The 14,072-nt window shown below is 60.9% G+C and carries 16 protein-coding genes; 9 read left to right on the top strand and 7 right to left on the bottom strand.

Annotated elements, in window-relative coordinates; genetic code table 11:
* The first annotated feature begins 94 nt into the window (after positions 1 to 94).
* The 6 genes from E4P32_RS03815 to E4P32_RS03840 all read left to right on the top strand — a co-directional run bounded on the left by E4P32_RS03815 (position 95) and on the right by E4P32_RS03840 (position 6,088).
* On the top strand, positions 95 to 1,444 hold the full coding sequence (locus E4P32_RS03815; RefSeq protein WP_116433193.1) for an MFS transporter: 1,350 nt from the start codon (positions 95 to 97) through the stop codon (positions 1,442 to 1,444).
* Between the two features lie 77 nt (positions 1,445 to 1,521).
* The gene (locus E4P32_RS03820) at positions 1,522 to 2,220 is read left to right on the top strand and encodes a DUF4197 domain-containing protein (protein ID WP_116433192.1); all 699 of its coding nucleotides are present in this window, start codon (positions 1,522 to 1,524) and stop codon (positions 2,218 to 2,220) included.
* A 410-nt stretch (positions 2,221 to 2,630) separates the two neighbouring features.
* On the top strand, positions 2,631 to 3,356 hold the full coding sequence (locus tag E4P32_RS03825; RefSeq protein ID WP_116433191.1) for an ABC transporter permease: 726 nt from the start codon (positions 2,631 to 2,633) through the stop codon (positions 3,354 to 3,356).
* A 32-nt stretch (positions 3,357 to 3,388) separates the two neighbouring features.
* The gene (locus E4P32_RS03830; protein ID WP_116433190.1) at positions 3,389 to 4,291 is read left to right on the top strand and encodes a glycine betaine ABC transporter substrate-binding protein; all 903 of its coding nucleotides are present in this window, start codon (positions 3,389 to 3,391) and stop codon (positions 4,289 to 4,291) included.
* Positions 4,292 to 4,301: 10 nt separating this feature from the next.
* Complete coding sequence (locus tag E4P32_RS03835; protein WP_116433189.1) at positions 4,302 to 4,952, top strand: ABC transporter permease; 651 nt, start codon at positions 4,302 to 4,304, stop codon at positions 4,950 to 4,952.
* Positions 4,949 to 6,088 carry an ABC transporter ATP-binding protein gene (locus E4P32_RS03840; protein ID WP_116433188.1) on the top strand — a complete coding sequence of 380 codons (1,140 nt, stop codon included), beginning with the start codon at positions 4,949 to 4,951 and terminating at the stop codon, positions 6,086 to 6,088. Before E4P32_RS03835 ends, E4P32_RS03840 begins: the two co-directional genes overlap by 4 nt.
* A gap of 50 nt (positions 6,089 to 6,138) precedes the next feature.
* On the opposite strand, the gene E4P32_RS03845 is transcribed toward E4P32_RS03840, so the two are convergent.
* The 3 genes from E4P32_RS03845 to E4P32_RS03855 all read right to left on the bottom strand — a co-directional run bounded on the left by E4P32_RS03845 (position 6,139) and on the right by E4P32_RS03855 (position 8,627).
* On the bottom strand, positions 6,139 to 6,618 hold the full coding sequence (locus tag E4P32_RS03845) for a GNAT family N-acetyltransferase (RefSeq protein WP_116433187.1): 480 nt from the start codon (positions 6,616 to 6,618) through the stop codon (positions 6,139 to 6,141).
* Positions 6,619 to 6,659: 41 nt separating this feature from the next.
* Positions 6,660 to 8,093, bottom strand: a complete 1,434-nt coding sequence (locus tag E4P32_RS03850; protein ID WP_116433186.1) for a DEAD/DEAH box helicase — start codon at positions 8,091 to 8,093, stop codon at positions 6,660 to 6,662.
* 216 nt (positions 8,094 to 8,309) lie between these two features.
* Entirely contained in the window at positions 8,310 to 8,627 is a 318-nt protein-coding gene (locus E4P32_RS03855; protein ID WP_116433185.1) for a multidrug efflux SMR transporter, read from the bottom strand.
* A gap of 81 nt (positions 8,628 to 8,708) precedes the next feature.
* On the opposite strand from E4P32_RS03855, the gene E4P32_RS03860 reads away from it, so the two are divergent.
* Positions 8,709 to 9,140, top strand: a complete 432-nt coding sequence (locus E4P32_RS03860) for a helix-turn-helix domain-containing protein (protein WP_116433184.1) — start codon at positions 8,709 to 8,711, stop codon at positions 9,138 to 9,140.
* A 10-nt stretch (positions 9,141 to 9,150) separates the two neighbouring features.
* On the opposite strand, the gene E4P32_RS03865 is transcribed toward E4P32_RS03860, so the two are convergent.
* The 3 genes from E4P32_RS03865 to E4P32_RS03875 form a co-directional block, all read right to left on the bottom strand.
* Positions 9,151 to 9,909, bottom strand: coding sequence for an alpha/beta hydrolase (locus tag E4P32_RS03865; RefSeq protein WP_116433183.1), 759 nt, complete (start codon positions 9,907 to 9,909; stop codon positions 9,151 to 9,153).
* Positions 9,910 to 9,929: 20 nt separating this feature from the next.
* Positions 9,930 to 10,409 (bottom strand): VOC family protein, encoded by a 480-nt coding sequence (locus E4P32_RS03870; RefSeq protein ID WP_116433182.1) that lies wholly within the window; start codon positions 10,407 to 10,409, stop codon positions 9,930 to 9,932.
* Positions 10,410 to 10,529: 120 nt separating this feature from the next.
* Complete coding sequence (locus E4P32_RS03875) at positions 10,530 to 11,327, bottom strand: inositol monophosphatase family protein (protein ID WP_116433181.1); 798 nt, start codon at positions 11,325 to 11,327, stop codon at positions 10,530 to 10,532.
* Positions 11,328 to 11,534: 207 nt separating this feature from the next.
* Between E4P32_RS03875 and E4P32_RS03880 the strand changes: the two genes are divergently transcribed.
* Entirely contained in the window at positions 11,535 to 12,305 is a 771-nt protein-coding gene (locus E4P32_RS03880) for an RNA methyltransferase (RefSeq protein WP_116433180.1), read from the top strand.
* Positions 12,305 to 13,021, top strand: coding sequence for a 16S rRNA pseudouridine(516) synthase (locus tag E4P32_RS03885; RefSeq protein ID WP_116433179.1), 717 nt, complete (start codon positions 12,305 to 12,307; stop codon positions 13,019 to 13,021). Before E4P32_RS03880 ends, E4P32_RS03885 begins: the two co-directional genes overlap by 1 nt.
* 88 nt (positions 13,022 to 13,109) lie before the next feature.
* Here E4P32_RS03885 and hslO read toward each other — a convergent pair whose 3' ends face one another.
* Positions 13,110 to 14,042, bottom strand: a complete 933-nt coding sequence (gene hslO / locus E4P32_RS03890; RefSeq protein WP_116433178.1) for an Hsp33 family molecular chaperone HslO — start codon at positions 14,040 to 14,042, stop codon at positions 13,110 to 13,112.
* Positions 14,043 to 14,072 lie beyond the last annotated feature (30 nt).

A 14,072-nucleotide genomic window follows, 5' to 3' on the forward strand; every position in this document is an offset into this window, starting at 1 on the left:
CGCCCGCCGAAACAGCCCGAACTCTTTCCTGTCGTACCGCATCATCGTGTCCCCCTCGCTTATCGTCCCGCTCATCGTCGGCTGTGCGCTGTTCATGGAAAACATGGACGTCACCGTCATCGCCACTTCCTTGCCTGCACTCGCGCGCGATCTCGGGCAGGATCCGATCACCCTGAAACTGGCGCTGACCTCCTACGTGGTCAGCCTTGGCGTGTTCATCCCGATTTCCGGCTGGGTGGCGGACAAGGTCGGCGCGCGCACGATTTTCCGTTCGGCGATGATTACCTTCATGGCCGGCTCGATCCTGTGCGCCTTGTCGGACTCGCTGCTGACCTTCGTCGCGGCGCGTTTCCTGCAAGGTATCGGCGGCGCCATGATGGTGCCGGTGGGACGCATCATCATCGTGCGCTCGGTGTCCAAGGCCGAACTCGTCAAGGCCATCAGTTACCTGACCTTGCCGTCGTTGATGGGGCCGGTGATCGGGCCGCCGCTGGGCGGATTCATCACGACGTATTTCCACTGGCGCTGGATTTTCCTGATCAACATCCCGATCTGCATCCTCGGCCTGTATCTGGCCGGACGCTACATCCAGAACTTCCGTGAAGAAGATCCGGCGCCGCTGGACGTGAAGGGTTTCCTGCTGACCGCCTGCGGCGGCGGAGTGGCGATGCTGGGCTTTTCGCTGATCGGCAACCACCTGGTGCCGCAGGCGTGGCCGATCATCATGTGCGTGGTCGGCTCGGTGGCCTTGTTCTTCTACTTCCGCCACGCCATGCGCAGCGAGTATCCCTTGCTCGATCTGCGCCTGCTGAAGATCCCGACCCTGCGCGCCAGCGTGCTCGGCGGCTCGCTGTTCCGCGTCGGCCTCGGTGCGGTGCCGTTCCTGCTGCCGCTGGCCTTGCAGGAAGGGCTCGGGCTCAATCCTTTCGAGGCCGGCACGATCACCTGTGCCTCTGCCTTCGGCGCCATGTTCATGAAGGCGCTGGCGGCGATGGTGCTGCGCCGTTACGGCTTCCGCACGGTGTTGATGGTCAATGCGGTGTTCGCCGGTATGGCGATCGCGTCGTACGGCATCTTCTCGTCGCATACGCCTTACTACGTGATGCTGCTGGTGGTGCTGATGGGCGGCTTCTTCCCGTCGCTGCAATTCACCTGCCTCAATTCGATCGCCTACGCCGATATCAGCAACCGCGACGCCGGCCGCGCCACCAGCCTGGCCAGTGTGGTGCAGCAATTGTCGCTGGGCATGGGCGTGACCATCGCCGGCCTGGTGCTGCAAATTTCCAACTATCTGCAAGGCCATGCGACCATCGTCGAGGCCGATTTCTGGCCGGCTTTCCTGGTGGTGGGCCTGTTCTCTGTGGCGTCGGTGCCGGTGACGGCGCGCCTGCCGAAGAACGCCGGCATGGAACTTACGCGCAGCCGCAGCAGTAGCGGTAAGTGAGATAAAACCGACGGGCTTCGATAGGCAGGCTGCGAGGCGCGTATTATGATGGCGCGTCTTCTTCCTTCGGAGTTCCCATGCTGCCCCTCAAGAAATTCAAACACGCTCCCATCGCTGCCGCACTGGTGCTGACCAGCACACTGGCGTTCGCGTTGTCGCTGTCCGACCTCAGCAACCAGGACGCCACCAGCGGTCTGAAAGCGGCGCTGGAGAAGGGCGCCAACGTCGCCGTTTCGAAGCTCGGCGTGGAGAATGGTTTCCTCGACAACGACAAGGTCAAGATCCAGTTGCCGGGCCCGTTGCAGCAAGCCATGCCGCTGCTGAAGATGACCGGCCAGGGCCAGAAGCTGGACGACCTGGTGGTGTCGATGAACCGCGCCGCCGAATCGGCCGTGCCGCTGGCCAAGCCGCTGCTGATCAACGCGGTCAAGTCCATGTCGGTCACTGACGCGAAGAACATCCTGTCCGGCGGCCAGACCTCGGTGACCGATTTCTTCCGCCAGAAGACGGCCACGCCGCTCGGTGAAAAATTCCTCCCCATCGTCAAGAAGATCACCGATAAAAACGGCCTCTCCGCCAAGTACAACGGCACCATGGGGCAGGTCGCCAAAACCGGTCTGGTGTCGGGTGACCAGGCCACGGTCGAAGGCTATGTCACGCAGCGTTCTCTCGACGGCCTGTTCTACATGATCGGCGAAGAAGAGAAGGCGATCCGCGCCGATCCGATCGGCGCCGGCAGCGCGATCATCGGCAAGGTGTTCGGGGCGCTGAAATAAGCCGCGGTTTTTTGCTCGAAAATCCCTGAAAACCGGCCTTTTTGGCCGGTTTTTCGTTTCTACAGATTCGTCGGTTATGACTTCTTGAATTGTCATTTCTGGACTTCATTAAGCAAGTCGGTTATACTGCCGTCTGTCCTAGCGACAACACTTGTTCAACTACTAAGTAATTCCTGATCCGCTCTTGGGTCGTCTCGTTGTCCGGCATGCCGATTTACTGCCGCCGGATGCATACATCGTCGATTACGCGTTCGCGCGATCGATTTCATCGCTGCCTCGGCAGCACAGGTTCGTATCCAAACGATTAGCCCTGCGAGGGCAACGAACCAATACAAATAGTCAAAGCGCTGTCGCGGTTTCGATATCGGCATTTCATTGATCTCGACCATGGCGGCCACACAGGGGGAACCATGACGCGAAGTCTTCGCAACGTCATCGGTGGCGCAGCCTCGGTCACAGCCGTTTCAGTGCTCGCCGTCGCCGGCCTGATCCAGTGGATCGGGATGGACGTCATCACGCAGTATCGCAGCGACCTGATCTACTACACCGGCAAGCATCTGCAACTGGTCGCGTGGTCCATGCTGCTGGCGATCGCCACCGGTATTCCGGCCGGCATCATGCTGAGCCGGCCGGCGCTGGCGCGTCGCGCCGAGTACTTCATCCAGGTCTTCAACATCGGCAACACCATCCCGTCGATCGCGGTACTGGCCCTGGCGCTGGCCTTCTTCGGCATCGGCAACTGGCCAACCATTCTGGCGCTATGGCTGGCTTCGCTGCTGCCTATCGTGCGCAATACCTTCGAAGGCTTGAAGAACGTGCCGGCGCCGCTGCGCGAAGCGGCCAAAGGCATCGGCATGAAGCCCTATCAGGTACTGCTGCGCGTCGAGCTGCCAAACGCCTTGCCGATCATCGTCGGCGGCATCCGCACGGCGCTGGTGATCAATGTCGGCACCGCGCCGCTGTCGATGCTGATCGGCGGCGAAAGCCTGGGCGGATTGATCTTTCCGGGCATCTACCTGAACAACCACGGCCAGCTGCTGCTGGGCGCCGCCGCAACCGCCTTGCTGGCGCTGTTGCTGGACGCGATCGTCACGCTGCTGTCGCACTGGTACCTGTCGCGTCGAGGCCTGGCGTGAGCCGGGTGCACAACAACAAAAAGGGAACAGCCATGAAATCTTCTTATCTTTTACGTGCGTTCGGCTTTGCGCTCAGCCTGCTGGCACTGTTGCCGGCCACGGCCGCCACGCTGGTCGTCGGCGGCAAGAACTTCACCGAACAATTGATTCTGTCATCGATGACTGCGCAATACCTGCGCGCCAAAGGCTATGACGTCGATCTCAGGAACGGCCTCGGCTCGACGCTCATGCGCAAGGCGCAGGAAAGCAAGCAGCTCGATATCGTGTGGGAATACACCGGCACGTCGCTGATTGTCTACAACCACGTCGACGAAAAACTCGACGCTGAAACGACCTATGCGCGCGTCAAGGCGCTCGACCAGAAAATCGGCCTGACCTGGCTCAACGAGTCCGGCCTCAACAACACCTACGCCTTCGCCATGCCGCAAAAGCTGGCCGATGAACAAGGCATCAACACGCTGGAAGACCTCGCGCAGCACATCACGCAGGAACAGCAGTCCGGCGGCAAGCCGCAGCTGATGGGTGTGGACTATGAATTCGCGTCGCGCCCCGACGGCCTCGAACCGATGCAAAAACTCTATGGCTTCCAGCTCGACCGCAGCGAAGTCAAGCAGATGGATCCGGGACTGGTCTACACCGCCTTGCGCAACGAGCAGCTGTATGTCGGCCTGACGTATTCGTCGGACGGCCGCATCAAGGGCTTCAACCTGAAACTGCTGGAAGACAACAAGGGCTACTTCGCCGCCTACAAGGCGACCCCCGTGGTGCGCGAAGAAGTGCTGCAAGAGCATACACAACTGGCGGAACAACTGAACGCCTTGTCGGCCGCCATCGACACCGAAAAAATGACCGACATGAACAAGCGCGTCGACATCGACCAGGAGCCGATCGGCAAGGTCGTCACCGAATTCCTGCAGCAGCAGGGACTGATCTGAGGAGCCGGCCATGAATCTGATCGACTACCTCGCCGGCGACTGGCACAACATCCTCAACCTGACGCTGCAGCATCTCAGGCTGGTCGGCGTTGCCGTCAGCCTGGCCATCGTCATCGGCGTGCCGCTGGGCATCCTCATCACGCGCCATCGCTGGCTGGCCACGCCCTTGCTCGGTCTCGCCACGGTGGTGCTGACCTTGCCGTCGATTGCGCTGTTCGGCCTGATGATTCCGGTGTTCTCGCAATTCGGCGCCGGCATCGGGCCGTTGCCGGCGATCACGGCAGTGTTCCTGTATTCGCTGTTGCCGATCATGCGCAACACCTTCCTCGCGCTCGACAACATCGACAGCGGCATCCGGGAGGCCGGCATCGGTATCGGCATGACCTTCTGGCAGCGTCTGCGCATGGTGGATCTGCCGCTGGCGCTGCCGGTGATACTAGGCGGCGTGCGTACGGCGGTGGTGATGAACATCGGCGTGATGGCGATCGCCGCAGTGATCGGCGCCGGCGGCCTGGGCGTGCTGATCCTGCATGCGATCAGCCAGAGCAACATGCAAAAACTGGTGGTGGGCGCCGTGCTCATCAGCGTGCTGGCGATTGTCGCCGACGTGCTGCTGCAAGGCCTGCAACGACTTCTGACTCCGAAAGGACTGCAAAAATGATAGAACTCGAACAACTCAGCAAAACCTATACGCAAAAAGACGGCACGCCGGTGAAGGCGGTCGACTCGGTCAGCCTCAAGGTGGCCGAAGGCGAGATCTGCGTCTTCCTCGGTCCGTCCGGTTGCGGCAAGACCACCACGCTGAAGATGATCAATCGCCTGATCGCGCCGACATCCGGCCGCGTGCTGCTCAACGGTGAAGACACCACCGGCATCGATGAAGTCAGCCTGCGCCGCCACATCGGTTACGTGATCCAGCAGATCGGCCTGTTTCCCAACATGACGATCGAAGAAAACATCACCATCGTGCCGCGCCTGCTGGGCTGGGACAAGAAGCGCTGCCGCGAGCGCGCGACCGAACTGATGGCGATGGTGGCGCTGGATCCGGCGAAATTCCTCAAGCGCTATCCGCGCGAACTGTCGGGCGGCCAGCAACAGCGCATCGGCGTGATCCGCGCGCTGGCGGCGGATGCGCCGGTGCTGCTGATGGACGAGCCGTTCGGCGCGGTCGACCCGATCAACCGCGAATCGATCCAGAACGAATTTTTCCAGATGCAGCGCCAGCTCAAGAAGACCGTGATCATGGTCAGCCACGACATTGACGAAGCCATCAAGTTGGGCGACCAGGTGGCGATTTTCCGCGCCGGCAAGCTGGTGCAGTTCGATCATCCGGATACCTTGCTGGCGCGTCCCAAGGATGATTTTGTCAGCGCCTTCGTCGGTCAGGACCATACGCTCAAGCGCCTGCTGCTGGTGCGCGCGGGCGACGCCGCGACGACGCCTGCAACGGCACGTCCCGGTTTGCCGCTGCAGGATGCGATGACGCTGATGGACGACCAGGATGCGCGTTACCTCACTATCACCGACAACGACAACCGCGCGCTCGGCTACGTCAGCCGTCGCGATATCCGCAGCGCAGGAACAGTTGGCGTCAGCGGAGACAAGGTCAAGCCCTTCAATCTCAATGCGACGCCGGATGAAAACCTGCGCGTGGTGCTGTCGAAGATGTACAAGCACAGCGCCAGCTGGATGCCGGTCATCGATGCAGAGGGAAAATATCTGGGAGAGGTGACGCAGGATTCGATCGCCGACTACCTGAGTTCGGGAAAATCGCGCGGCCAGAAGATGGCGGCCTGAAAAGAGTTGCTGTGATAAAAAACGCCCCGGATGTCCGGGGCGTTTTTACGTCACAGCAAGCGATGCATGAACACCGCTTTGCCAGAAGAAGGATCCAGTTCATAGCCGACGAAACCGGTGGAGGCGTACAGCGAACGCGCCACGGTATTGCCTTCCAGGACTTCCAAGGTGATCTTGCAGCAACCGAGTTCGCGTGCGCAGGTGTCGACCGCCTGCATCAGCAACTTCGCAATGCCGCGTCCGCGATAAGCGGGCGCCACGGCGAAGTCGTGGATGTTGAGCAGCGGTTTGCAGGCGAAGCTGGAAAAGCCTTCGATGCAATTGGCGAAGCCGGCAGCATGCTCGCCGTCGAATGCCAGGAACACATGCACGGCAGGGCGCTTGCGCAATTCGTCGATCAGGTGGGCGCGGACGAAATCGCTGATGCCTTCGCCGCCTCCCATCAGGTCGGATGCATACGCATCAAGCATCTCGAGGATGGCGACGCCATGTCGCGGATTGTTGAGGTCAGCTTTGACGACGGCTATCAATTCGGATGCCTTTCTGCGCGATGCAATCGGAAACGACGATGTTACCTGCCGCGACCGCCGGAGCGGTGGGTCGATGCAGGACGCGCAGCAGGACCGCGGTTCTGCGCCGGACCTGCGCCTTGTGGCTTGGCCGGACCGCCGCCTTGGCGCGGCTTGGCTGCTTGCGCCTGGCCTTGGCCGCCGGTCTTCGGCTGCTGGGAACGATTTCCGCCACCACCGCCGCCGCCATTGGCGCTACGACCGCCGCCGCCACCACCTTGTGGACGACGACCACCGCCGCCGCCACCGCGATGACCTTCGCTGCGCAACTGGATCGGTTGCGGCTTGGCCTTAGGATCGGGTTCGAAGCCGGGCACGATTTCGACAGGAATCTCACGCTTGATGAAACGTTCGATGTCGCTCAGCAGATCGCGTTCGTCGACGCAGACCAGCGACACGGCTGAGCCGGTGGCGCCGGCGCGGCCGGTGCGGCCGATGCGGTGGACGTAATCTTCGGCGACGTTCGGCAGGTCATAGTTGACCACGTGCGGCAATTGATCGATGTCGATGCCGCGTGCAGCGATGTCGGTGGCGATCAGCGCTTGCAGCTTGCCGTCCTTGAAGTCGGCCAGGGCGCGGGTGCGCGCTGCCTGGCTCTTGTTGCCGTGGATTGCCATGGCAGTGATTTCGTCGCGTGCCAGCTGTTCGACCAGCTTGTTGGCGCCGTGCTTGGTGCGGGTGAACACCAGCACCTGGTTCCACTGGTTGGTCTTGATCAGATGCGCCAGCAGCGGATGCTTCTTGTCGCGGTCGACCGGGTGGATCTTCTGGCCGATCACTTCCACGGTGGAATTGCGGCGCGCCACTTCGATCATTGCCGGCGAATTCAGCAGGCCATCGGCCAGTGCCTTGATCTCGTCGGAGAAGGTGGCCGAGAACAACAGGTTCTGGCGCTTCTTCGGCAGGACGGCGAGGATCTTCTTGATGTCGCGGATGAAACCCATGTCGAGCATGCGATCGGCTTCGTCCAGGATCAGGACTTGCACGCTCTTCAGATCAACCGTGTTTTGCTGCATGTGGTCGAGCAGGCGGCCAGGTGTGGCGACCAGGATATCGACGCCTTGCTTGAGCAGGCGGATTTGCGGGTTGATGCCGACGCCGCCGAAGATGCAGGCGGAAGTCAGCGGCAGGTACTTGCCGTAGACGCGCACGCTTTCTTCGACCTGCGCCGCGAGTTCACGCGTCGGGGTCAGGATCAGCGCGCGGATCGGCACATGGCCGTTGACTTTGACGCGTTCCACGGACGACAGGCGTTGCAGCAGCGGCAAAGTGAAGCCGGCGGTCTTGCCGGTGCCGGTTTGTGCGCCGGCCAGCAGGTCGCCGCCACCGAGTACGGCAGGCACGGCTTGCATCTGGATTGGCGTGGGCGTGGTGTAGCCTTGTTCGGTTACGGCACGAACGATTTCCTCGGAAAGACCGAGAGATGAGAATGACATAGTGGGATTTTAAAAATATCGGCCTGTCGCCGCAGTGGGCGCCAGTCGCAGGCAAACGGGTTGAAACGTCGGGAGGACAGCGGACTTTGACTGGAGAATGTGCCGCACGGGGCGCAGTATAACAGGTGCGGGGACGGGCCGTGGATAAATCTTGACCAGCGGCGTGCAGGACAGAGCGTACGCCGCCGGGTCTGACCGGCGCCAGGGCGACGCTGCTCAGGCGTCCAGCAAGCGCAGGCCGATGGTGCCGCCGATGATCAGCGCAATGCATACCAGACGCAGTGGCGACAGCGCGTCGTTGAACAGGTAAATGCCGAGCACCGCTACGCCGACCGAGCCGGTGCCGGTCCAGATCGCATAGGCGGTGCCGGCCGGCAGGCTACGCATGGCCAGCGTCAGGAACAGCACGCTGCAGGCGGCTGCACCGACGCCGATCAGGCTGGGCGTCAACCGGGTCCAGCCGTTTGCGTACTTGAGCGCGATCGCCATGATGATTTCCACTACACTTGCCAATGACAGGAATACCCAGGCCATTATTTTTCTCCGTGAATTTTGAACAGGCGCTCAGCATAGGCAGGGACCGCGAGCCCAACAAGAAGGCACTTTTTGGTAACCATGAAACCGGTAATAAAACTCCCCGTCGAAGAACCGCAAACCGATATCTACAGTCTCGCCTGTCCGTCGCGCAAGGCGCTGGAACTGGTCGGCAGCAAATGGGCCTTGCTGATTTTTCCGGCGCTGGCGGCGGGGCCGATGCGCAACAGCGCGTTGCTGCGCAAGATCGAAGGTATTTCGCAAAAGATGCTGACGCAGACGCTCAAGGAACTGGAGCGCAACGGTCTGGTGACACGCTGCAACCTGGAGACGGCGGCGCCGCACGTGGAATACGAACTGAGCCCGCTGGGGGAGTCGCTCAGCGATACGCTGATCGCGCTGGACAACTGGGCCGAACGCCATCACGCGGATCTGCAGCGCGCGCGCGAACAATTCGACAATGAAAAAACCGGCGAACAGGTCGCCGGTCGTCTGGTGCACAAGCTCAAATAAGGTTGAAAATTTAGCCTCGCGCCTGGCCGGATAGAAATTCCAACAGCGGCGGCAGCACCAGCTTGCTCTGCATCAGCCCGCCGAAATGCGTCACCCCGGGTAGCGACACAAAGCGTGCGCGCGGCAACAATCCTGCGCAGCGCTCGACCGCTGCATGGCGTGCATCGGCGTCACCGCAAAACATCAGGCAGGGCAGGTCGATCAGCGACAGCAATTCTTCCATTGAGACGCGCGGTTGTTGCGCAGCCGCGGCCAGCGCCTGCAGGTCGTTGGCGCGTATCAGCATTTTTACTTCGGGTGAGATGCGTTCATTGAGCACGCTCTCAAATGCCGTGATGAAGGCATTGGCATCGGCGCCGTCGAGTCCCCTGAAGGCATCCCAACTGGTATCGGCATACGGATGTGCGGCGCCGAGTGTCAGCGATTGCAGGCGTTCGCGCGCGTGGCGCACCATGCCGTAACCGACCCAGCCGCCCAGCGAATAGCCGCAGTAATGGACCTTGTCGATGGCGAGGTCGTCGAGCACGGCCACCACGTCGGCGCTGCGTTGCTGCAGCGTGTAGGCGTCCGTCTCGTGCGGCTTGTCGCTGAGGCCGTGGCCCAGCGCATCGAGCGCAATGACGCGGTGGTGTTGCTGCAGTACTTCGGTGAATCCGAAGAAGCGCCAGGCTTGCGAGCTGCTGGTGAAGCCGTGGTGCAGGAACAGGTCAGGGCCCTGGCCGCTGACTTCGTAATGGATGCGCCGTCCGGCGCTGACGACAAATGGCATGGGATGGAGTGAAAAAGGGTTCAGGCCTGGTTGGGTTTGCACTTGTTGAGCAGCGCTTGCGAGCGGCTGCGGATTTCTTCGTCGGAAAGATCTTCCTTGTGCGTCGCGATCGACCAGATGTGGCCGAAGGGATCGCGCAGCATGCCGGAGCGGTCGCCGTAGAACTGGTCCTGCACGGCACGCAGTTTGGCGGCGCCGGCGGCGATGGCCTGGACAAACATGGCATCGACGTCGTCGACGTAAATCAGCATGCTGGCACCGGCGCCACCGAGCGTCTTGGGGCAATGGATGCCCATTTCGATGAATTCGTCGGCGAGCATGACACGGGCGTTGCCGATCTGGATTTCGGCGTGCCAGATTTTGTTGTGGGGACCGTCGATACGCATGACTTCGGTGGCATCGAAGGCTTTTTCGTAGAACGTGATGGCGCTGGCGGTATCGGAGACGATCAGGTAAGGCGTGACGCTGCTGTAGCCTTCAGGAATGGGATTGACTGCCATGCTCGTCTCCTTGGGTGGCTGGGAAGCGATGCAAGCTGCATCGCACTCCCTGGCGTGACTTGGTGACTGCTCCGGTTCTCCGACCGGTCGTGCTGCTGATGCGGAACTGAAGTCTGAATCTTATGCGAATTCAGACAGCAAATTGACTTGCTGCGAGAAAATCTTTGGATTGCCGGCCAGGACGTCGCCCTTGTACAGGTAATCGCCTTCACCCTTGAAGGTGCCGACGATGCCGCCGGCTTCCGTCACCAGCAGCGAGCCGGCGGCGATGTCCCAAGGCTTCAGGCCCTTTTCGAAGAAACCGTCGAGGCGGCCGGTGGCGACGTAGGCCAGGTCCAGCGCGGCAGCGCCCGGACGGCGCAGGCCGGCGCAGCTTTCGGTCATGATCTTGAACATCTTCATGTATTCGTTCAGGCCGTCCAGGTCGCGGAACGGGAAGCCGGTGCCGATCAGGCAATCGGCGATCTTGTCGCGCTTGCTGACGCGGATGCGTTTCTCGTTCAGGTAGGCGCCGGCGCCTTTGGAAGCGGTGAACAGGTCGTTGCGGGTAGGGTCGTAGACCACCGCTTGCGTGATCTGGCCGCGCTGTTGCAGCGCGATCGAGACGCAGTATTGCGGGAAGCCGTGGATGAAGTTGGTGGTGCCGTCGAGTGGATCGATGATCCAGACGTTTTCATTTTCGTCGTGCAGGTTGGCCGATGGGCCGGACTCTTCCGCCAGGATGGCGTGGTCGGGATACGCGGTCTTCAGGACCTCAATGATGGCGTCTTCCGCCGCCTTGTCGACTTCGGTGACGAAGTCGTTGTGTTGCTTCTTGGTGACCTTCAACAGCGAGACGTCGAACGACGCGCGATTGATGACGGCAGCACCGCGGCGAGCGGCCTTGATGGCCGTATTGAGCATTGGGGGGATAAGCATCCTGAGGGTTCCGTTAAAATGGCGTCTTCGCCGCCCGGTTCGCTACCCGGCGGAAATTTGCACAACTATGAAATTAATGAGCGATGCACGGTCCGAAAATTGCCGGTTTGTCATCAAACCGGCATTGCCCGGCGTGTTTGGGTTCGTTTTTGATCCCTTACAGGCCGGCTTACGATGTTTCCTGACGTGCGAATACCGCTATTTTAAATGAACACGCCCAAAATCGATAATTCTGTTTTCAAGCGCCTGCGTTTCGTGTTGGTGGAAACCAGCAGTCCAGGCAATATCGGCGCGGCTGCCCGCGCCATCAAAACCATGGGTTTCGGCGAGCTGGTGCTGATCAACCCGCGCTTTCCCAATGCGGTTGAGGAAGAGGCCGCCGTGGCCTTCGCCAGCGGCGCGCAGGACGTGCTGTCCGGCGCACGCATCGTGAGCAGTATCGAGGAGGCGTTGCAGGATTGCAATTTTGCCGCCGCGATCAGCGCACGCCTGCGCGAGTTTTCGCCGCCGGTGGTCTCGCCGCGCGCGATTGCCGAGCAGATTGCAGGGGACGTCGGACTGAACGCTGCGCTCATTTTCGGCAACGAGCGTTTCGGCTTGCCCAACGAGCTGGTGCAGAAATGCAATGTGCTGATCAACATTCCGGCCAATCCCGATTATTCTTCGCTCAACCTGGCGCAGGCGGTGCAGGTGCTGGCTTACGAATGCCGCATGGCCGAACTGGGCGACCACAGGCAGGCCACCGACATCGGCTTCCAGGGTGAGATGGCCGGCGTGGCCGAGATCGAGGGCATGTTCCGCCATCTCGAAGAAGCGCTGGTGGCAATTGAATTCCTCAAGCCCGATAGCCCGAAAAAATTGATGCCGCGCCTCAAACGCCTGTTTGCGCGCACGCAGCTGGAAACCGAAGAGGTCAATATCCTGCGCGGCATCGCCCGCCAGATATTGACGCCCAAACAAGACAGAAAGACCAAGTAATGAGCAAGTTGACCCTGGATCGCATCCTCCAGTCGCAAGGTTTCGGATCGCGCAAATATTGCCGTTCGCTGATCGAAGACGGCGAAGTCGCCATCAACGGTGAAGTCGTCGACGACTACCGTTTCGCACCTGATACCGAAGGATTGGCGTTCACGCTGTTCGACGAAGAATGGGTCTATCGCGAACACGTCTACATCGCCCTGAACAAGCCTGCCAATTTTGAATGTTCGCGCAAGCCCAGCCACCATCCGGGCGTGCTGACGATTTTGCCGGAGCAATTCTCTTGGCGCGACGTGCAGCCGGTTGGTCGCCTCGATCACGACACCACCGGCTTGTTGCTGATGTCGGACGACGGCGCCTTCATCCACGCGCAATCGTCGCCCAAGCGCCATGTGCCGAAAGTCTACGCGGCCACTACGCACGATGCGGTGACGGACGAGCTGATCGCGCAATTGCTGGGCGGCGTCAAACTGCACGATGAGCCGGCGCCGCTGGCGGCGGTGACTTGCCGCAAGCTTGATGCGCATTTGCTGGAGATCGTGCTGGAGCAGGGAAAATACCATCAGGTCAAACGCATGCTGGCGGCCGCCGGCAACCATTGCAGCGCCTTGCGCCGCACCGCCATCGGCGGTTTGCAGCTGGATGCACTGGAATTGGAAGAGGGCGAGTGGTGTTATCTCGATGCAGAGCAGCTGGGTTTGCTGGTGCCGGCTTGACGCGCTAGTCCTTCAACGATCTTTCAAAGAAAAATGGCCGCCGCTGGAATCCAGCGGCGGCCATTTTTTGCGTCAAGAGCAGTGAGAATTAGTGGCGTGTATCAGTCTGCGGCACTGCATCCGCCGGTGTTTCGGCACGGAAGATTTGCGCACAATCGACTGCGTCGAACTCGTAGTGCAATCCGCAGAAATCGCAATCGACGCTGAGCTTTTCCTCTGTGGCGAGTGCTTCTTCGATTTCAGCCTGGCCCAGCATCTTGAGCATGTTGCCGACCTTTTCGCGCGAGCAGGTGCAGTGGAATTCCGGATGCACAGGATCGAAGACGCGGATGGTTTCTTCCCAGAACAGGCGATGCATCAACGTCTCGATGTCGGTACTCAGCAGTTCTTCGGCGCGCAGCGTATTGCCCAGCATCGACAGGCGATTCCAGGTTTCCAGCTCATCCTCGGGTGCGGCTTTGCCGACGTCCTTGCCGCCATGGTTCGGCAGCTTTTGCAGCAGGAGGCCGCGTGACACTTTATCGTCGGCGGCGAGCCACAGCTTGGTGTCGAGCTGCTCGGAGCGCAGCATGTAGTTTTCGATGACGGTGGCAACGCTATCGCCATCCAGCGGCACGATGCCCTGGTAGGCCTGCTGGCCCGGCATCTTGTCCTTCGGATCAAGCGTGATGGCGAAACGGCCTTCGCCATTGACGTTGACCAGTTGCGTCAGCGTGGCGTCGTCGGCCACTTCGGCGTCCTCGACCAGTTTGGCGGTGGCGCGCAGGCGCAGCTCGGAGTCGCACTCGACCACCAGCAGGCGGACCGGGCCGTCGCCGTGGATCTGCATGACAACCGTGCCGTTGAACTTGAGATTGGCGGTCAGCAGCGCCGCCGCCGACAGCATCTGGCCGAGCAGTGCCTTGACCGCAGCCGGATAGTCGCGACGCGCCAACACCTGTTGCCAGGTCGACGAAATCTCCACCAGTTCTCCGCGAACCGGTGCGTTTTCCACCATGAATTTTTGCAGCGTATCTTTCATTGTTTCTTTCTTGTTGCTCACTGACCGACG

Source organism: Herbaspirillum sp. 3R11 (genome assembly GCF_004563925.1).
In the GTDB taxonomy this organism is placed as follows: Bacteria; Pseudomonadota; Gammaproteobacteria; order Burkholderiales; family Burkholderiaceae_D; genus Herbaspirillum.